This window comes from Pseudomonas sp. Irchel 3A18 (genome assembly GCF_900187465.1).
Taxonomy (GTDB): Bacteria; Pseudomonadota; Gammaproteobacteria; order Pseudomonadales; family Pseudomonadaceae; genus Aquipseudomonas; species Aquipseudomonas cichorii.
On record NZ_FYDI01000019.1, the window covers coordinates 69,248 to 89,796 of the forward strand.

At 57.1% G+C, this 20,549-nt stretch carries 13 protein-coding genes and 1 tRNA gene; 7 read left to right on the top strand and 7 right to left on the bottom strand.

Annotated features, from left to right (window positions below; translation table 11 throughout):
- Nucleotides 1–41: 41 nt before the first annotated feature.
- The 3 genes from CKW23_RS23995 to CKW23_RS24005 are packed head-to-tail and all read right to left on the bottom strand — an operon-like array spanning nt 42 to nt 2,991.
- Complete coding sequence (locus CKW23_RS23995) at nt 42–1,022, bottom strand: lysylphosphatidylglycerol synthase domain-containing protein (protein WP_025259400.1); 981 nt, start codon at nt 1,020–1,022, stop codon at nt 42–44.
- Nucleotides 1,019–2,281 (bottom strand): cardiolipin synthase ClsB, encoded by a 1,263-nt coding sequence (clsB, locus tag CKW23_RS24000; RefSeq protein WP_095068471.1) that lies wholly within the window; start codon nt 2,279–2,281, stop codon nt 1,019–1,021. Before clsB ends, CKW23_RS23995 begins: the two co-directional genes overlap by 4 nt.
- Nucleotides 2,278–2,991, bottom strand: coding sequence for an endonuclease/exonuclease/phosphatase family protein (locus CKW23_RS24005; protein ID WP_081741922.1), 714 nt, complete (start codon nt 2,989–2,991; stop codon nt 2,278–2,280). Before CKW23_RS24005 ends, clsB begins: the two co-directional genes overlap by 4 nt.
- 328 nt (nt 2,992–3,319) lie before the next feature.
- Here CKW23_RS24005 and CKW23_RS24015 point away from each other — a divergent pair, with 328 nt between their 5' ends.
- From CKW23_RS24015 to CKW23_RS24040, 6 genes are all read left to right on the top strand, one after another.
- A complete protein-coding gene (locus CKW23_RS24015) occupies nt 3,320–3,859 on the top strand; it encodes a cytochrome b (protein WP_025259397.1) in 540 nt (179 codons plus the stop codon).
- Nucleotides 3,860–3,928: 69 nt separating this feature from the next.
- Entirely contained in the window at nt 3,929–6,103 is a 2,175-nt protein-coding gene (locus CKW23_RS24020) for an outer membrane assembly lipoprotein YfiO (protein ID WP_095068472.1), read from the top strand.
- A 6-nt stretch (nt 6,104–6,109) separates the two neighbouring features.
- Nucleotides 6,110–6,823 (top strand): DUF3142 domain-containing protein, encoded by a 714-nt coding sequence (locus tag CKW23_RS24025; protein ID WP_025259395.1) that lies wholly within the window; start codon nt 6,110–6,112, stop codon nt 6,821–6,823.
- 87 nt (nt 6,824–6,910) lie between these two features.
- Nucleotides 6,911–7,660 (top strand): 3-oxoacyl-ACP reductase family protein, encoded by a 750-nt coding sequence (locus CKW23_RS24030; protein WP_025259394.1) that lies wholly within the window; start codon nt 6,911–6,913, stop codon nt 7,658–7,660.
- Nucleotides 7,661–7,836: 176 nt separating this feature from the next.
- A tRNA-Ser gene (locus CKW23_RS24035) sits at nt 7,837–7,926 on the top strand.
- An 86-nt stretch (nt 7,927–8,012) separates the two neighbouring features.
- Nucleotides 8,013–8,381 (top strand): cytochrome c family protein, encoded by a 369-nt coding sequence (locus tag CKW23_RS24040; RefSeq protein ID WP_025259393.1) that lies wholly within the window; start codon nt 8,013–8,015, stop codon nt 8,379–8,381.
- A gap of 92 nt (nt 8,382–8,473) precedes the next feature.
- On the opposite strand, the gene CKW23_RS26735 is transcribed toward CKW23_RS24040, so the two are convergent.
- Nucleotides 8,474–8,638 carry a DUF6021 family protein gene (locus CKW23_RS26735; protein ID WP_038399780.1) on the bottom strand — a complete coding sequence of 55 codons (165 nt, stop codon included), beginning with the start codon at nt 8,636–8,638 and terminating at the stop codon, nt 8,474–8,476.
- Between the two features lie 140 nt (nt 8,639–8,778).
- Here CKW23_RS26735 and CKW23_RS24050 point away from each other — a divergent pair, with 140 nt between their 5' ends.
- Nucleotides 8,779–9,183, top strand: coding sequence for a DUF4124 domain-containing protein (locus CKW23_RS24050; protein WP_095068474.1), 405 nt, complete (start codon nt 8,779–8,781; stop codon nt 9,181–9,183).
- Nucleotides 9,184–9,302: 119 nt separating this feature from the next.
- Here the strand turns inward: CKW23_RS24050 and CKW23_RS24055 are convergent, their stop codons facing one another.
- The 3 genes from CKW23_RS24055 to CKW23_RS26740 form a co-directional block, all read right to left on the bottom strand.
- On the bottom strand, nt 9,303–9,908 hold the full coding sequence (locus CKW23_RS24055; RefSeq protein ID WP_025259391.1) for a hypothetical protein: 606 nt from the start codon (nt 9,906–9,908) through the stop codon (nt 9,303–9,305).
- Between the two features lie 926 nt (nt 9,909–10,834).
- Nucleotides 10,835–11,227 (bottom strand): hypothetical protein, encoded by a 393-nt coding sequence (locus CKW23_RS26375; protein WP_143499008.1) that lies wholly within the window; start codon nt 11,225–11,227, stop codon nt 10,835–10,837.
- 28 nt (nt 11,228–11,255) lie between these two features.
- The coding region (locus tag CKW23_RS26740; protein WP_177434671.1) for a hemagglutinin repeat-containing protein at nt 11,256–20,549 on the bottom strand (9,294 nt) is incomplete at its 5' end.

The window sequence follows — 20,549 nt, forward strand, 5'->3', positions numbered from 1 at the left end:
TGCTGTCAAAGCAGGTCGTCGCGGCCAATGCCCCTCCCACCTCACATCCGCTGCTGGTTCTTTGCGCTGAGCTTTTTCGCCTTTTTCTCCAGCACCACATACACCAGCAGGGCAATCAGCAGAGGCAACAGGAAATAAATGGCCCGGTAGCCGATCAGCCCGGCCAGCAGGCTGCCCTTGGAAAACTCCTGGGCCAGTAAGGTGATGAACACGGTTTCCAACACCCCGAGCCCTGCCGGAATGTGAGTAATGACACCTGCAATACTGCTGATCAACAGCACACCCAATATCGCCGGATAGAACGCGTTATCCGGCAGCAGGGTGTAAATCACCATCGCCATCAACGACCAGTTCAAGGCCCCGAGGCCGGCCTGCATCAACGCCTGCCCGAGGGAAGGCAGAACGATTTCCTGCCCTCGCAGATTCCAGGAGCGCCGTTTGGAAAAGCGGCACGCCAGCAGGTAGGAAAAGCACAGCACCAGCAGACCCACACCGATCAGTTGCAAGGACGTCGTACCGACCTCCCAGGCCTTGGGCAACTTTGGGAAACCCATCGAGAAAACGGCCCCTGCCAGCAACATGTAGCCCAGCCAGTTGGTGATCAGACTGAAGCTCAGAATTCGGGTAATGGTCGGCACATCCAGCCCCAGCCGGGAATACAGGCGATAGCGCAAAGCAATTCCGCCCACCCAGGAACTCAGGTTGAGGTTGAAGGCGTAACAGACGAACGTCACCGGTACGATCTGCTGTATCGACAACTTATGGCCCGTGTAATAACGCGCCAGAATGTCGAACCCGCAATACGTCAGGTAACTGGCCAGCGCTACCAGTACCGCAATACTCAGGGTACTGAGTTTGTAGGACTGCAAGGCATGGCTGACTTCCTGCCAGTCGAGGTTCTTGACCAGCATGAACAGCAACACCGGCACGGCGATGAAGAAAAACAGGTTCAAGCCACGCTTGGCCCACTTCCAGCGGGTCCCGTGGCCATTATCGGCTGATGCCTGGGCGACCTGAGTCATGACGATTGCTCCCTGTCTCGCAAATCCTGATGAGCCTGCTGCTCGATGACACGCGCCTCGGGCATCACATCCCCTGCCCTGATGGGCTTGAGGCGCATGCCGTGGACCGGAAACAACCCGGCGATGGCCGGAAAATGCCGCAGGAAGTGGAAGCACAGAAAAATCATCGGCGCACGCCACCACTGACCACGGGCCGCGCCCTTGAGATTGATCTGGGTGCTGTGTGCAGCAGCGAGTTCGCACAGATGCTCATGCAGGCGCTGGTTGAGGTCCTGGTCACGAATGAACAGGTTGGCCTCAAGATTCAGCGCCAGACTAAGCGGGTCCAGATTGCTGGAGCCGATGGTGGACCACTCCCGATCGATCAGCGCGACCTTGCCGTGCAACGCCCGTTGCTTGTATTCGTGAATCACCACGCCATCACGCAGCAGGTAGGTATACGTCAGCCGTGAACAGACCCGCACGAACGGCATGTCCGGCTGCCCCTGCAGAATCAGCGTGACCTTTACCCCGCGCCGCGACGCATTGCGCAGCTCTCGCAGAAAGCGATAGCTGGGGAAAAAGTAGGCGTTGGCGATGGTGATTCGCTGGGTCGCGCCTCGAATCGCTTTGAGGTATTGCTCCTCGATATCGGTGGTGTGATTGCTGTTGTCGCGTTCGGCCAGCATCATCCGGGCACTGCCGGCGTATTTCAGTTTCAGGGGAATCTGCTTCAGCGTTGCGCGCACTGTCGGGTTGAGCATGTGCAGCGCACTGCGATGGATATCGGCGAGGATCGGGCCACGGACCAGCACGGCATAGTCCTGCTTGGCAGTGAGCCCGGTATCGGTCATGTGATCGACGCTATAGTTGATACCGCCAATGAAACCCAGTTCACCGTCGATCACCACCACCTTGCGGTGCAGGCGCCGGAACAGATTGGTACGCATGCCCATGAAGCGCGGACGCGGGTCGAACAACTGGATCTGGATGCCGGCATCGATCATGGTTTTGACGAATTCGGAACTCAAATCCGAAGTGCCGTAGTCGTCCACCGTGACCACCACCCGCGCACCATTGCCCGCGGCTTCGATCAAGGCCTGCTGCAAGCCCTTGCCGATACGGTCCTCGAAAATGATGAACGTCTCGACCAGCACTTCCTTGCGAGCCGCACGGATACACTCGAAAACACGGGAAAAGAAATCCTCCCCGTTGATCAGCAACTCGACACAATTACCGTCGCGCCACTGCCCTCGCTGCTCCCTGGCATCGTTGTTCATAAGGTCACCTCCACCGCCAAGGGTGCATGATCGGAAAGATGGGACCACGGCCGGTTGGACAGCACTTTGGGCCTGTGGCTCGTCGCGTTGCGTACATAAATCCGATCCAGCCTCAACAGCGGCCAGCGGGCTGGAAAGCTCTTGGCCGGCGCGCCAAAACGCTCGACAAAGACTTCATGCAGCCCTGTGCCTTCAAGCAACGCATCGGCACGCAAGCGCCAATCGTTGAAATCGCCGGCAACGATCACCGGCACACCGGCCGGCAGGCGCTCCATCAACTCGGCCAAAAGCTTGAGCTGTTGCCGCCGATGGCTCTCGAACAGCCCCAGATGCACACAGACCGCATGAACCTGCCCGTAATGCGGGACTTCAAGAATGCAGTGCAGCAACCCGCGCTCTTCAGTACCGTGAATGGAGATATCGAGGTTTTCGTGCTGAACGATGGGGTATTTGGACAGCAACGCATTACCGTGATGCCCTTCCGGGTACACCGCGTTGCGCCCGTAGGCAAAGTCCTTCCACATGCTGTCGGCAAGAAACTCGTACTGCGAAATCGTCGGCCAGTCCTTGATGCGCCGGGCATGACTGTTGTGTTCGCCATGGACTTCCTGCAGGAACACGATATCGGCGGACACAGTGCGCACCGCCTCACGCAGCTCCGGCAGAATGAAACGGCGGTTGAAGATGCCGAAACCCATATGCATGTTCATGGTCAGCACATTCAATGAAATGTTCGCTGATACCGGCGTTATGTTGCCCAAGGGGGGACTGGGACTGGCACTGGTCAAGGCTCGCTCCTTCACGACATTCAAGTCATATGAAGCCGGACGAATGCACAGGTTCCGTCGTTTGTCGAACAGGCAGCCGCAGATTCAACTATCTGCCAAAGACGCAATCGAACATGGACCTCTCCCATGCTTTCAAGGCATGAGGTTTACTTAATGCACAACTGGCCGAAACAGTGTCTGAAGCAGGCTTTCTGAAACCGCCTAAGCTATTCAAGATCAGCCTTGAGACAACATGACAAGGATACCGGCAGTGGATTCACCGTCTTCTGAAAGCTATACCTACCGGGCCAAATGGCTGCATTGGGCCATGGCCGTCCTGATCGTGCTGGCTTATGCCTTGATTCTCAGCCGTACCCAGTTCGGTAAGGGATCGGAATACCGAGTATTCGTCGTCCAGAGCCATTTCTGGGTTGGCATCGCGATATTGGCCCTGGCATTCTTTCGCGTTGCAGAACGCCGTCGCCATCGACCACCGGGTATTACCCCGCCGCTTGAAGGCGTGCTGCGCCTTGCGGCAACCGTGTCGCACTACGCCCTGTATGCATTCCTGTTCGCCCAGCCTGTGCTCGGTCTACTCACGGTCGTGGTTGAAAAAGGCGCGTTGCCGATCCCGCTGACAGATGTGCTGATCCCCTGGCCATTCCCTACTTCGGGCCGTGTAGCCGAGCAGTTCGAGGACCTGCACAAGTTGCTGGCCTCGATCTTTTATTACGTGATCGGGCTGCATGCGACAGCTGCGATCTGGCATCACTTCGTGCGCAAGGACAATACGCTCAAGCGGATGCTGTAGGAGAGGATTAATTGGCCTGTGCAGACTGTATGATTGCCAGCGTTCACTCCCATGGATCAAGGACACCCCATGCGCACCCGGCTGTTGACTGCTCTGACCCTTGCTGTCGGCTCTGTTTTTTGCACTCAGGTTCAAGCCAGCGGCGATGATTCCTGCTACCCGAACTGGACAATCCTCAAGGAGCGTCTGGATGTCTGCAGCAATCTGGCTTTCCTCAGCCCCGGTAACGACAGTCAGGTCAATCTGCGCTTGCTGCTGGCCGATCAGGGTGCGCTGGCGCTGCAACCCCACGCACTGAACAGCGACGATCTGGCGCAGGGTTATGGCCCGGTGCCCTTCCCTCTTTATCGTCTGGGCGCGATCAAAGTCCGGGACGAAGCTGAATCCCCGGAGCAGCCTGTCAGCGCGGCCTTGATTCCATTGCTGGAAAAACTGGGTATCAAGCACGAAGTTACCGAAACTGCTGGTGATGCGTTCCTGCAAGGAGAAGGCAGCCGCTGCCGCAGCAACACCCAAACCAGCGCCACAGCCTTTATCGAGCAGTTGGTCGCCAGCCCGGCGTTGAACGACAGCGAACGCCGCTCGCTGGCCAATGCCCGCCTGCAATTGCTGACCGTATGCGGCTGGGACGCCAGCCAGCAGGTCAGCAAGATCCCCGCAGATCTACCGTCCTCGACCGGCAAGGCATTCGCCACCTATCTGCGAGCCGCCAGCGATTTTTACAGCGGCCGTTTTGCCGAGGCATCGACAGGCTTTGCGGCCCTTGCCGACAGCACACAGCCCTGGCTCAAGCAGACCGCGCTGTACATGAGCGCACGCACAGCGTTGAACGATGCCCAGCAAAATGCTTTCAATGAATATGGCGAACGCTCTGACGAGCAACTGGACAAGGCTGCGCTGCAACGGGCCGAAAGCGGCTTTGAGCGGTATTTGCAAACTTATCCTCAAGGCGAATACGCCGCTTCGGCTCAAGGCTTGCTGAGGCGCGTTCACTGGCTGGCCAATGACTCCGACAAGCTCGCCAGGGATTTCGCCCTGCAACTGACCCAAACCAGCGATGCGCAACGCAACGTTTCCCTGGATGAACTGGTGAGCGAGGTGGATACCAAGCTGCTGACGGTCAACCGGCAAGCCGTGCAAACGCCTTTGCTGATGGCCATCAATGACCTGATGTGGATGCGGGAAAAGTCGACCCCGAAACTGACCGAAGCAGACCTGCAAGCGCAGAAGCCGATCTTTGCCGAACAGCCTGCCCTGTATGAGTACTTGCAGGCTGCATTTGCCTTCTATGTCGAAGATAACCCGGCAAAGGCCCTGACGCTGCTGCCGAGCGAACCACCGGCCACGCTCGACTACCTGAGTTTCAGCCAGCAGATGCTGCGCGGCCTGGCACTGCAAGCCCGCCAGGACTGGAAAGCCGCACAGGCCTTGTGGGAGCACCTGCTGCCGCTGGCCAAACAGCCGCTGCAACGCGAACAACTGGAACTGGCTCTGGCCATGAGTTACGAGCGAGACGAGCAATTATCCCGAGTCTTCGCAGCGGACTCTTCGATCCAGTCGCAACAGGTACGTTACACCCTGCTCAGACATGTAGCCGATGCCGATCTACTGCGCCAACAGACCACCCAGGGCCCGGACGCCACCGAGCGCAATACCGCGCTGTTCGTCCTGCTTTACAAGGACCTGTTGCGCAATCGCTATGCTGACTTTGCCGAGGACTTCAAGCGATTGCCTGCCACGCTTCCCGACGAGAAACTGGGTTACAGCCTGGGTTATGTGTATGAAAAGGGACCCGAACTTGCCCTCTTCCACTGGCAAGGCGACAAGGCCCAGTCCGTCTACACCTGCCCGGGCATCGCCCAGACAGCCGCGGTCTTGCAGGCTGACAGCAAGAGCCCGCAAGGCCTGAACTGCCTGGGCGAGTTCATGCTGCGCAACCAGCTGGACAGCATGCCACTGGACCAGAAGCGTCACGCCGACAGCCTGGGCGGTACCGCGCCGGGGTTTGCCGGTGAGGCCTTCTCCCGACTCGAAGGCTACAAGCAGGTCATCGCCAACCCCAAGGCACCACGCGACGACAAAGCCTACGCGCTGTTTCGTGCAATCAACTGCTATGCGCCCTCGGGCTATAACAGTTGTAACGGCAAGGATGTCGAACCCGCTGTACGCAAGGCCTGGTTCAAGCAATTGAAAGGCGAATTCGCCGATACCCGCTGGAGCAAATCGCTGCAGTACTACTGGTAAATCGCGATGCGTTTATGGCGTTTTCTGACGCTGCTCTGGCTGCTTGGCCCGCTGCATGCCTGGGCAGCGGTGGATGCCTCGGATTACGACGCCTTCTGGCTATGGGGCGGCGTGACCTCGCAGCCAGTACTGGCAAAAGCAAAGACGCTGTACGTGCTGCAAGGCCAGATCAGCACCTCACGCCGCGACCCGCAACAGCGGGTCAACTTCATCGCACAGGGAATGGCCGTAACCCGACTACCTCAGGAACAGCTCTGGGTGGTATATCGCGCCCATACCCTGCGCTGGCCAGAGCCGGTCTACCGCCAGTTGCTTGGCCAGGTCGAACGCTGGAGACAGGCAGGTAATACCCTGGTCGGCATCCAGATCGATTTCGATGCCCGCACCCGCTACCTGAATGAATACGTCGACTTCCTGCGCGACCTGCGCCGCCGTCTGCCACCCGAATACCGCCTGAGTATCACTGGCCTCATGGACTGGAGCAGCAACGCCGACGCCCGCTTCATCGGCGACCTCAAAGGCGTGATCGACGAAGTGGTGGTGCAAACCTATCAGGGCCGCCACAGCATCCCCGACTACGCCGCCTACCTGCCACGCCTGAACCGCCTCGGCCTGCCGTTCAAGATCGGCCTGATTCAGGGCGGCGAATGGCAAGCGCCGGGGTATCTGCAAGACAACGAGTGGTTCAGGGGGTATGTGGTTTTCTTGCAGAATCGATAACGCGATAGCTCCTGCAAGATGAGGGTTCGGGGACTACGCTGAAACCTCCACCCTATCTCCCACGTTGCACAGGATCAGGAGAACATCATGACTCAGCATGCAAGCCTCGCCGGTAAAGTCGCACTCGTTCAGGGCGGCTCACGCGGTATCGGTGCCGCTATCGTCAGACGCCTGGCCAAGGAAGGCGCGGCCGTTGCCTTCACTTACGTCAATTCCGAGATCAATGCACTCGACTTGCAGGACAGCATCGGCGCCAACGGCGGCAAGGCACTGGCCATTCGTGCCGACAGCGCCGATGCCACCGCCATTCGCCACGCCGTAGAGACCACCGCCGAAACCTTTGGTGGCCTGGATATTCTGGTCAACAATGCAGGTGTGCTGGCCGTCGGCCCGCTGGATGAGTTCAGCCTGGAAGACTTCGACAGAATCCTGGCCATCAACGTGCGCGGCGTGTTCATTGCCACTCAGGAGGCGGCCCGCCATATGAGCGAAGGTGGCCGCATCATCAATATCGGCAGCACCAATGCCGACCGCATGCCTTTCGCTGGCGGTGCGCCTTATGCCATGAGCAAGTCTGCACTGGTGGGCCTGACCAAAGGCCTGGCCCGTGATCTCGGCCCGCAGGGCATTACCGTCAATAACGTACAGCCAGGCCCGGTGGATACCGACATGAACCCGGCCCATGGAGAATTCGCTGAAAGCCTCATGGGTTTCATGGCCATCCCGCGTTATGGCAAAAGTGAAGAAATCGCCAGTTTCGTCGCCTACCTTGCTGGCCCGGAGACGGGCTATATCACCGGTGCCAGCCTGACCATCGACGGCGGCTTCAGCGCCTGACCCGGCCCGTAACACATCCACCTCATCGTCCCCTCGCCAGGCAAGGAAGCCGGGGATGAACCTGAAAGCTGCACTTTTTGCTTAACCGCATGAAAATTCTGAAAAAAAGTTTGCGTTCAGAAAACGTTTCGACTACATTAGCGCGCCTCGACAGACACAACAGTCTGAAGAGATACGGTGAAGTGTCCGAGTGGCTTAAGGAGCACGCCTGGAAAGTGTGTATACAAGAAATTGTATCGAGAGTTCGAATCTCTCCTTCACCGCCAAATTAGAAAAACGCGAAGCCCCTGAATTCACAGAATCTCAGGGGCTTCGTGGTTTTCGGCGTTTGAAAAATGCTCATGGGATTCACATGACAAAAACCGCGCTATTGATACTGGCCTTGCTGGTCCAGACAACCGCCCAGGCTGCTGGCGATGCAGAAGCAGGCAAGGCGGTCTTTACCCGACTCTGCTCCGGCTGCCACAAGATCGGCCCCTCGGCGCGCAGCGCATTCGGCCCGCCTCTCAACGGCATCATCGATCGCCAGGCCGCACAATACCCAGACTACAAGTACACCCCCGAGATGCAGGCTTCCGGCATCATCTGGACCCGCGAAAAGCTCAGCGCCTTCATCAAGGACCCCAGCGAAATGGTTCCCGGCACCCGCATGAAACTCTGGTGGATGGGTAACGATCAGCGCATGGAAGACCTGCTGGAGTATCTGGAAGCAAATAAGTAGCCCGCTTTTTGTGGGAGGCAGCTTGCTGGCGATGCCATGGAACAGCCGCCTCCCATCGACCTGCTTCACTGCCTAAAAGGGCGTGATTGACCTTACTTTTCCGGATTGTAAGGCGGGTAATCATCCTGAGTGCCCTTCTCCTTTGCCGGCGTCTTCGCAGGCTTCACAGGGTCCATCTGAGGATCTTCGGCATCGGGGGATTCTGTATTGAAATCCGGGTCGTCTGAGTTGCCAGTCTTCGAGTTATCACCTGTCATTGCGTACCTCCAGTCAGATCGGTTTGAGTCTGATACCTGCACGTCAGAAAACCTCTGGCCACAAGAGTGCGACACAACAGACCAGCGGTAGCCGCAACAAGACGCAAATGCTAGCCTTGCGCTCTCGACGGAGATACTTCATGAAATGGCCTTCACTGGCGCTGGCAGCCGCAGCGCTGAGCTTCACCGGCACCGCCCACAGCGAAATATTCAAATGCACCTCACCTGAAGGCCATGTGAGCTTTGCATCAGTCCCGTGCGCTGAAAGCGACGTAAACAGTTCCCTGCAAAGACAAGGCCCGCCCAAGATGCTGCGCCAGGGCGAACCCGTGGACCATGCCCACAAGGTCAACCTCAAAGCCACCGAATTTCTGAAAGTCAGCGGGCGGGCGAAGGTTACTGTCTACGAGACGGAAAGCTACAAGCAATACCAGCGAGACAGACCACCGCCACCGACTGCGGTATCGCAGTGCAAGAGCCCGCTTTATAACAGCCAGTGTTTTGATCCGTCGGGTGGGTATTCGTCGAAGAAGGTAGGGAAATGAGCGGGGTTCGATAAAAGGGATGTAGTTATATCGTCCCTTTTATCTGATTAGCGTTTTACCTGGGAGATAATAAGTGGCACATAGACAGGGCTGGCAGCAACAGCCTGTGCTTCGTCGATCTAGTCGGCCGAAAACTCGACATACGCCGTAATCTCTCCAAACGGGGCACTCCTCATCGCGTCCGACACAATCACTCCCGGCGAAATTGACTTGTAGCTATAGTAAAAAAACTCTGCGGGCGTTTGATTATCTGCGGCAACGATCAAGAAATACTTGTCATCTGAGGGAGCGACGCCTGACCACCGGACAGTCATCGAGTTTTCGCCAAGCAGATGGTCAGCGATCAAATCCCCTTTTGCATTAGCCACTGCAACCCGAGGTTTCAGAGCAGTATTGAAAAGCGCAAGGCACATCTTATTGCACATCGTTCGGAGATGAATGGTATAGGCTTGCCCTTTCTTCATCTGAAAATCAAATACCCGATAATTTCCAGGCTCTTGGCCGATGGCAAGGCGTGGATCGGTGGCGCCAATCTGCCACTTTTCGGGAAAAATTTCCCAGCCAATTGGCAGAGGCGTAGACGTAGCCTGCTGGATGGCTTGGGGAAATGAGTAAGCGATTGGTGTTGTGGAAGTCTTAAGCTGCTCCAGGTACTCGTGTTTCATATTGCTGGCACAGCCTGACAGCAGTAGGGCTAGAATGACTAACTTTAAAAATCCAATCATTTAAAGACCTTATTATTAAGTAGTTCTAAAAAAATGCTATGGCCTTTTGGGGTCACTGTGCGCTTTCACGCCAACCATAACTATCACAAGGTATTTTCAGCAGCATCAACCACAGACAAAACAATACCCAAATACCCGTAAATTTATTTTTAACAATTCCTAACCAATGAGATCTGAACGTCATCTTTCCTGAAAGAGCGGCACATACAGACAACACCCTTAAAACTAGCAGCATAAACTTCACACCCCCCCAAAAAAAACAGTGACTTATCGTAGATCCTGACATTACTGTCTAACAGGAATGCAATCTCCTCAAAAAATTATAACCTAATGAATATAGAAGCCCCCTTCTACACCCACAATATAGCACCCCCACCCACTGCAATGAGCTTTATTTTTTACTCATCGACCACACAAATAATTCATAGCCCGACAACTCTAAAAACCGAACAACCCGATAGCTGCAAACCAAATCTTTAGAGAGTTCTCTTCAGAAAATAGCTACCTATTAAAATCCGGGTGAGAGGACGTTACATCTAGGATGTCACTCACACCACAAATATAAACAAAGCCAGGATTCAAAGCCTCAATAGAATTTTCACCCCCCACAAAATAAAATAAAACCCTCCAATATGCCTCCTCTTTGAAAATCAAAATAATTAAAATACGACTCTATAAATAGGGCATCTTTCGAGAGTCGCCCCTACCACAGAATGCTCTCTAAACAAAAAAACCGTATCACTTAACTCTTACAAATCGCCCCATTACCCCCCCCAAAACACCCCCAACCAGAATTAAGCGCAGCATTAAAAACCTCCTTTCAAAACTTACTTTTATTATAACGATTACAGCACCTCACACATCAATCTTAAGCACCCTATGAAGCAGAATTAAGGAGCACCTTTAGCATAGTCATCCACCCCAAACTAAACAACCACAACATCACCAGAATCCAGATAAATTGTATAAGACTCATATTCAGCACAGGGGTCAGCCTCAACTAAAACCCCATCACCAGAGCCAAATGATATTTGCAATGTCGCACTCCCAACTGCTTCAACCAACACGACATCTTTCAACAAAAAATCCAACAAGGGAGCGCTGGTAGATGAGTCTGTGAATTCACGCCTCCCCGGCACACCATTAAGCTGATAAGCCAGCCCCGCCTCAATACAAAAGGAAACTTTATATGGAGGTATGCCGGGGGCAACTTGTGGACGCGAAAAATCCAGCCTTGTGACCCCTAGACCGAAACACACCATTTCCAAGTAACACCCGGAAAGAAGTTGAAAATCAAAATCATCTGGTAAAGTGTACATATTTCATCCTAGTCAAATCTATGGTCTTTCAACGACGAGTAGGTGGTACAGAATCTGGTGGAAGTGGAATATGCGTATCTCCCGGTCCTATACCCGGTTTTCCTGTCGCAGGATTCATCCCTTGCTTGCCTGCATTTTGCCAACGCCAATACCCATTTTCGTATCCTGATATAGGTGATGACCCAGGTGGCATAACTCTAATGTGCTCTCCCTTCGCAGGATCAGTACCAGCGGGAAAATAAATTTCACCACCATTTCGTCCTGGCCGACTCACCCAGCCTGATGGAATTATAGGTGCCTGTGGAGGATTTGATATTTCCTCTACAGTTTTTGGAACCTTCGGCCCTCCATTTGTACCAAAACCGCCTTTCCCCCCTGACATTATACCTAATGCAGCACCTTGAAGTTTTGAAAGCCATGAAGCAGTCTCAGGAGACACTCCTTTAGCCTCAAGAGAAATCTTACTTTCAGCCTGCCTGAGTGCCGACACCTCTGTCATAAGCTGAAGTGCGTATGCAGGCAAATCCGCACGTATAGACATCGGAATGGCCGAGTCTTTTGTGAGCTTGGACAAGCGATCCAACAATTCAAGACGATGATCCAGCATATCCCTGTTATTTTTCAGACAACCCGCAGGATCCACATCACATTGCAGCAACAGTTCATCTTGATTAACAACACTTAGCTTTCTAAAATTTTCTTTGACCTCAGCACAATTCCCTTTCTCTTCACACCCGCGAGCCTCCCCTACAAGTTTCTCTAACTCGGCGTGTTTAAGGGAGTTATAAAGGGTACCATTTGCAGCAACAGCAGAAGCCGCTGACGCATCGCCCCCAGTTACAATCCCCGTCAAAACACCAATCAACTGAGAAGCCGTCAACAGTTGACTCACACCTGCCTTATAAGCCGTACTGTTTTTATCGAGACCTGCTGGCAGAAACTTCTCCGCCAGCAACCCCACGAGCGCTTCGTTCGCACCGGCAGCCAATGCACCCGTACGGAAATCCCCCCCCATGGCTTCGGCCATCAATCCGCCAAGCGCAGCATGCATCGCTACTTTCGTGAGTTTGCCGCTGTCATTGATAAGTGCGTAATCGCCGATCTCGTTGGCAGCAACCGCACCGGCAATACTGATACCCGCACTCACAGCGGAACCGGCCAGATTATCCTTGAAGCTACCCCCCATGATCGCGGTCTTGAGCGCTGACTCGACAACAACCTTCTGGGTTACAGCGCTAACACTGGAAAGATTAAAACCCAGATTGGTCGGATCAATAGCTGGCACAAGACCTGCCGTCATCCCTGCCAGAGCATAACCTTTGATGCTATTTGAAGAGGTCACGTCCTTGAGAATGGCCCCAAGATCCCCCTTGTTATTGATTGCGCTTGTGACTGTCGTCGTTGCTACGCTACTCGCAACGGCACCGGTAGCCCCCATCAAGCCAAACCCGGCTGGCCCCATCACAAACGACATCAGAATGGCAATTGCAATCTGTGCAGCTGGCCCCAGCCCTGAGTTGTTGTACTTGAAGCTCTCGTGGATTTCCTTGACCTGACGCCAATCCACATCGCCTCGCTTCTCGGCCTCTTTCAGCCAGGCCAGTTGCGGATCGGCCTGGACCATGGCATCAATACTTTGGCTTACACTTTCTTGATTGACCTGTTTGACGTCGATCCGAAGGCCATCCACAGCCTTAATGACAATATCGCCCTGAGCCACCAACTCACTCTGGCGCAAGGTTTCGTCAGTTCTGCCCTTGCCTTTCGATGAGAACCAGGTAGCACTGTTCTTGCTCTTGGTATGGCTCTCCTGATGCAGATCTTTCACCCCTTCAAAGGTGATACCGCCACCGCTTTCAATGGTCAGATCATTGCCACTGGTAAGCTTGGCCACCTGATACAACTGGTCGCCACCGCTCTCCAGAGTCAGGTCGCCACCTGATGTGATTTCGCTGCCGACATTGCGGATGTCGGTTACTTCATCCCGCTTGGTTTTCTTTTTCCCCCAACTGCCTTTGCTCTTCTTGTCGTAGAGGTAGTAATCACTGTCCTGTGCAGCCAAGAGGCTGAGGTTTTCGCCTGCCGAGAGGTTGGCGTTTTCGCCTGCGGTGATTCGGCTGGAGATGACGGCCAGGTCCTGGCCTGCGTTCAGCGCAATGCTGCCGCCAGCGTTCAAGTCGGCGGAGACCTGTTTGACGTGGTCAGTCTGGACGGTGAGTTTTTTACTTCTGAACAGGGAGTGGGTTTCGTCTGCCGCCGAGCTGATGGTCATGTTCTCGGTCGCAGCCATGGCGATATCGCGTTTGACGTCGATTTCGCTGGCGACAACATTGATATCACGGCCTGACAGAGCCATCAGGTCACGGCCTACACTAACGCTGGAGCCCAGTTGCGTGATGCTGGACTGGGTGTTCGCGCCTTGTACCTTCGCTGTTTCGATTTGTGTCGCGCCGATATTCAGGTCACGACCGGCAATCAGGCTGAGGTCGCGACCAGTCTGCAGGGTGCCGCCGATACTCATTACATCGCGCCCGGCCTTGATGGTCAGATCGTTTGCAGATTCAACACGGGCAGCGCTGTCGGCAAAATCCTGATATCCCTCCGCGCCGACAGCGCGTGTCACTGTCCGCTCGTTGATGACATCGCCACGAGTGGCAGTCAGTGTTACATCACGGCCATACAGGATGCCGCCGGCCTTGTTGATCAGGTCGTTGCCTGCCAGCAGGTCAAGACGATTGTCCGCCTCAATCAGGCCGGTGTTGACCAGATCGTTGCCCGCCGTTGCCGACAGATTATTGGTGGCGCGCAATGTACCGACGTTATCGAGATTACCTCCCGCCGTCAGAGTGACGTCGTTGCCGGCAATCAGCGCACCGGTCGGGGCGAGCCGGTTGTTGGCCTGGGCTAGGTACAGCACAGGTACCAGGACTTTTTCGCCATTCACCTCATGTTCTTCAAGCCACACGATGTCGTGAGTCAGGGCGGCCACTTGTTTTGAACTCAGCGATACGCCCACCGCTAGGTTCAGTTGCTCCTTGCTGGCTATGGCGTTATCCATCAGGTACTTGAGTTGGGCCTCGTTGGAGGTCTGCCCCGCCAGGAACGCCTGGCCAGTACGGGCCACGATGGCTTGCTGGACAAGACGCTGCTCGTACAGGCCATCACCGAGACGCTTGGCACTGGCTTCAGGGTCGTAGCCCAGGCCGGCCAGCAGGTAGTCCGAACTCATGAACTGGCGCAGGTCGGTCAGGACCGGGTTGGTTTCGATGAGGTATTTATGTGGATTCGGCGGCGCGGTATTACCGGGCAAGGCCTGGACACGGGCGACCTGGGTGCTCGGCACCGCTGTCGACGTGGTTGTGCCGTTCTGAGCCGTGGTGGTGCTGGAAGCCACAGGGGTAATGACGGGAACGGTTGTTGCCCCTTGACCGGGCAAGGGAGCGGTGCCGTTCTGGCCCTGAACCTGGGTCACGTCGGCAACCTGTGTCAGCCCCGTGGACCCGGCGCTATGGCCGGTGAGTTCCAGACGGGTCGCTGAATCGACTGGAGCACTGGAGTCAAAGGCGGAAGCGTTGGCGCTCAAGCCCGAGTTCTGGCGGACCACATCAGCCAGTTGGCGAGTGGCGGTCGAAACCTGCCCGGCGGTCCCGAACTGAAGGGTTCTGGCCTGGGTATCGGAAACGGTCTGCTCGCGTTGGGCGACAGACACGCTGGCACTGCCAAGCGTCCAGTTTTGGGGCGCAGTGCTGGTTTGAGTGGCGGCGACGTTACTGCCAGTCTGGGCACTCAGGCGGAACAGGCCGTTCTGACCGGTAGGCAGGCTGAAGCCTGGCAGAGTTAATGGATTGACTTGTTGTTGGGACAAATCAGGCGGTAGTTGGCTGTTTAACCTGATAACGGAGGTTCCGATACCATTTACTTTGGTATCGACTACCTTACTGGTGCCACCATTCAGGCTGTAATCCTGATGAATAACACTATTTTCCAGGGTCTGGGCAGCAGTGATCGACACATTGCCACCCGCCTGGATAACGGCATTACGACCGCTGCCTGTACCTGCTGCATTGCTGTTTTTGGCGACTTCAATATCGCTCACCAATATATATGTGGAGAACTGGCTCGGCAATTCAAGCAGATTGTTCGGATCATACTGGGATAGAGTTACTTCCTCGAAACCAGGCTGAAGCCCAGTCATTACGATGTTATATCTACCGATTGTGTGAACATCAACGCCCGTTTCAACGTCTCTGAGAGCCACCCACGGTTCTGTATACCCATCTCCCCAATCCATTTGCACCGAGACAGGTTTGGCTTTATGAATATTGTTTGCCACATCAAGATAATATTCATAAGGAAAATCTGGATTATTTCTTTGATTATAGGGTACCAGTACATTGGAATAATACCCTTGGGTTTCGCCACTTGACATCACAGCATTCACAATAAGCGTGCGCTCTATGGTCCCGCTCTGCGCACCAATATTCTGCAGACTGTTGGCATTTATATTGATATTACCACCAGCACTCACAACACTTTTACTATTGAGAAAGCTGCCACCCTGAAAAACGAAATCCTTACCGGATCTAAGCAGTGCTGAGGCACTTATATCATTTTCAACACTTTCATAGTTTTCACGAACAGCCAGAGTAAGAACGTGCTCCCCCCCTGTACAGTCATTACACATAGCGGCGATAAAACCCGATACTAACTTGCGTCTACTGGACGCCAGGGTCCCCTCAGTACGATTCTGAAACAGATCGGCGTTGAGTGTGAATGCTCCGCCGCTCTCCATTGAACCGGAGATGTTGTAAACCTCAGTGGCCCGAACAGCGCCACCGTAACCGCCGATCACTACATTACCAAGCCCGTAAATATCTCCCTTCAGGTTGGTCAAACTCCCCACATTGGCCTGCATATCCCCGCCGCTGAAGATCAGCCCCTGGCTATTAAGCAGGCTTGCAGTATTGAAGGTGAGGTTCTGAGTCGCGCCCAAGGTGCCGTAGTTGGTCACACTCCCGGCATTGATGATCAGATCAGCCGCCGACGTCAGTCGCCCGTAGTTGCTGGCCAGACCGCTGATATTGAGTTCGGTCCGGGCGCCGCCCATAAGGCTCGCCGTACTGGTCAGTGCCAACTGGCTGGCGGTGAGGCCCAAGGTGCCCAAGCTGCTCGTACGCCCATTCCCCGCATACCCCCCGCTCAGGTTCAGGCTCAGCGTCCCGTCACTGGCAATCACCCCCTCATTCGTCCAGCTTCCACCCGTGCCCACAAACGCGCTCGAGGCCAGCAACTGGCCGCTGGCGGTCTGGTTGAAGGTGCCAACGTTAACCGTCAGGCGCCCGGCCTGGATCACGCTGCTGTTGGTCCAGTTGTCTGCCGTGACGGTCAGGCCGCCGCGGGTCACGAGGTTGCCGCCGGCCTGGGTGAGGTTGGCGGTGGAGATGTCGAAGGTGCCGGCACCGGCGTGCAGCAGGTTGCCGTTGGTGTTGAGGAAGCTCGCGGCGTTGAGGATCAGGTTGCTGTTGGCGACTTCCACGGTGCCGTTGCGGTTGTCGAATTGGGTGCCGATCTGGAAGTCGGCGGCGTCAGTGGTGCCGAGTGAGCGTATCTGGCCGGTCTGGTTGTCGAGGCTGGTGGCCTTGATGGCCAGGCTGCTGTCGCTTTCGATGATGCCCAGGCGGTTGTTCAGGGCGCCGGTCAGTCTGAGGTCGACCTGGCCGCCGGCGATCTGGCCGTCGTTGTCGCCGCTGTTGTCGAAGTCGTTGCCGATGACCCGTACCAGGCCTTTGGCGTAAAGGCCGCCGTTGCGGTTGTCGAGGTTGGCGGTGGTGAGCAAGGCTTCGCCGGTGCTGGCCGAGACGCGGCCGCCGTAGTTGTCGAAGCCGCCCAGGGCGGTCAGGCTCAGGCGTTGGCCCTGGATGACGCCGCCCTGACGGTTGGCCGCGAGGTCGTAGCCGTTTCTCAGGACGCCGGTGATCTGCGTGGTCAACAGCCCTTTGAGGCTGGACAACACGCCGCCGCGGCTGTCGAGGCTGGCGGCTTCTACTGTCAGGTCACCGTTCTGGGCAATGAGGCGACCGTTGAGGTTATCGACGCCCTCGCCCACTTCGACCTTGAGGGTGCTTTGGCCTTGTACCGCGCCCCGGGTGTTGTCCAGGCTCGCGGCGTCCAGTTCCACGCCCGCGTTCTGGCTGTAGATCAGGCCGTCGGTGTGGTTGAGGACCTTGCCGGTGGCGGTGATCAGCAGGGTGTCGTTGGCCGCGATGGTGCCTTTATTACTGTTGTCCAGGGCGCCGGTGTTGAGGGTCATCAGGCGCTGGCTGATCAGTTGCCCGCCCTGGTTGTGGACGGCGCTGCTGCGTTTGAGCAGCCAGTCACCGCCGCTGGCGAGTGTGCCGCCGGTGTTGGTCAGGGCGCCGATCAGGTCGAGGGTGGCCTTGCCCGGGCTGGTGATTGTGCCCGCGCTGTTGTCGAGGGCGTTGGCGGTGATCGCGAGGTCCGCACCGCTGTCGATCAGGCCGTTCTGGCTGTTGTTCAGCAGGCCGGTAACGGTCAGGGTCTGTGCCGCGCCGCTGGAGAGGATGCCGCCGCGGTTGTCGAGGCTGTCGGCGGTCACGGTCAGGGCTGTCTGGCTGACCAGCGCGCCATTGCTGCTGTTGAGCAGGGCACCGCTGAGGTCCACGTCCACCGCGCCGTTACGGCTGGACAGGGTGCCGCGGTTGCGGTTGTCCAGGGAGGTGGCGGTCACGTCCAGCCCTTGCCAGCCGGAGATGAGGCCGTTCTGGTTGAGCAGGCTGGCGGCATTGAGGGTCAGCAGGTTGCTGCTGATGAGCTGGCCGCCGCTGTTGTCCAGGGTCTGGCCGGTCAGGGTGAAGCTCTGGGCGCTGGAGATTTCACCGCCCTGGTTGTTGATGTTTCGCACCCGCGTGAGGGTCAAGGGACCTGTGGCGGTGATCAGGCCGGCGTTGTTGTTGAGGTCCGCACCGTTGAGGTCGACGCTCAGCCCGGCATTGCCGATCAGGCGACCGGCATTGAGGGAGATCGCGTTGAGGACCAGGGTCATGGCCCCGAGCCCGGAGACTTCGCCACCGGTGTCGGCGCTCAAGCTGTCGGCGGTGAGGGTCAAGGTGCCCTGGCTGTTGATCAGGCCCTTGGCGCCGGTGTCGAGGGCGGCGCTGTCCAGGGTCAGGGCGGTGTTGGCCAGCAGTTGTCCTGTGCGGTTGTTGAGGTCACCCGAGGTGATCTTCAAGGTCTCGGCGGCGTTGATCAGGCCGTTGTCGCGGTTGGTGAGCTGGCCGGTGACGGTGAGGTCCAGGCCATTGCGACTGGTCAGGGTGCCGCCGGTGTTGTCCAGGGTGGCGGCCGTGGCATCGACACCCGCGGCGGCGATCAGGCCCTTGACGTTGTTCAGGGCCTGGGCGATGCGCAGGGTCAGCAACTGGTTGCTCAGCAGCGTACCGCCGCTGTTGTCCAGCGATAGGGCCTTGAGGGTGAAGGCCTGGGCGCTGGAAATCTCACCGCCCTGGTTGAGCACGACCCCGAGGTTTTTCAGCAGCAGGGTGCCGGGCGCGTTGATCAGGCCGCCCTGGTTATCGAGCAGGCCCTGGTTGACGTCCAGGCTCAGAGAGGTGGCGCTGGTCAGGCTGCCTTTCTGTTGTTCGAGGCTGTTGACGCTCGCAACCAGTGCCTGGCTGCTGGCAATGCTGCCGTCGTGGTTGGTCAGTTTGGCAGCGGTGAGGTCCATCCGCTCGCCGCTGCTGATCCGGCCCTTCTGGCTGTTGTTCAGGTCGCCGGTGTCGATCGTGATCCGGCCCTTGGCGCTGACGGTGCCTTGCAGGCTGTTGTCGAGGGCGGTGCTGTCCAGGTCGAGTTCGCCATCGGTGACCAGTTCGCCGCCCTGGTTGAGGATCGCGCCGGCGCTGTCGAGGGTCAGCTTGCCGGCACTGGACACGCTGCCCGCCGTGTTGGTCAGGCTGCCGACGTCGAGGGTCAAGGTGCCTTCGCTGCTGATCAGGCCCTGGCTGTTGTCGAGGGTGTCCGAGAGGTCGATGCTCAGGTCGTGTGGGCTGAGCAGCACGCCGCCGGTGTTGTCCAGTGAGGTGCCGGTCAGGGTCAGGCCGGTCTTGCCGGACAGCACACCGTCGCTGCGGTTGGTGGTCTTGGCGATGTCGAGGGTCAGTAACTGTTGCGCAAGGATCTGGCCGCCAGTGTTGGTCAGCGTCTGGCCGGTCAGGGTGATGCCCTGCTGGCTGGAAATTTCGCCGCCCTGGTTGTCGACGTCATCGACGGTGAGGGTCAGGGCCTCTCCGGCCCCGACAAAGCCCTTGAGGCTGTTGTTCAGGGTGGCGCCGGTCAGGTTCAGGGTGCCCAGGGCAAAGAGTTGCCCGCCCTGCTGTTGCAGGTTGCCGATCATGGCGGTGAGGGCTTGTTTGCTGGAAATCTGGCCTTGGGTGTTGTCGCCGCTGGCGGCGCTTATTTCAAGGTCGCCATCGGCAATCACGGTGCCTTTGACGTTGCTCAGGGTGTTGTCGACGGTCAGTTTCAGGCCGGCGCGGCTGCTGATCAGGCCTTCGGCGTTGTCCAGGCTGTCGCTGTCGATGTTCAGGCCGGTGGCCGACACGGTGCCCTTGAGGTTTCTGAAGAACTCGACCAGGTCCAGGGTCAGCCCCTGGCTGCTCAGCAGTTTGCCGCCGCTGTTGTCGAGGCTTTTGGCCGCGAGGGTAAAGGCCTGGGCGCTGGAGATTTCACCGCCCTGGTTGTCCACCGCCTTGAGGTTTTTCAGCAGCAGTGCGCCGGGGCTGTTGATCAGGCCGTTCTGGTTGTTCAACTGGCCGTTGTTCAGGTCCAGACTCAGGGTGGTGTTGCTGAACAGTTCGCCGCCCTGCTGATCCAGGCTTGTGACGCTGGCGGTCAGGGCCAGTGCACTGGCGATACGGCCCGCGCTCTGGTTGATGACTTCACCGGCAATCAGTTCCAGGGTGTCGCTGCTGGTCAATTGCCCGCCCTGGCTGTTGTCGAACGCACCGGTGGTGACGGTGGTGGCGCCCAGGCCGGAGAGTTTGCCTTTTTCGCGGTTGTCCAGGCTGGCGCTGACCACGGTCAGGGCCGCGTCGGTGGTGATCGAGCCGGTCTGGTTGATCAGTTCGCCGTCGGTGGTGACCTTGAGCGCTCCGGCGCTGGACAGCGTGCCCCGCATGTTGTCCAGGGAAGCGGCCTTGACCGTCAACGCCGCTTCACTGCTGATCAAACCGGCGCGGTTATCCAGTGCGCCGCTCAGGGTCAGCGTCTGGGCCTGCTGGCTGGCCAGGGTGCCGCCGGCGTT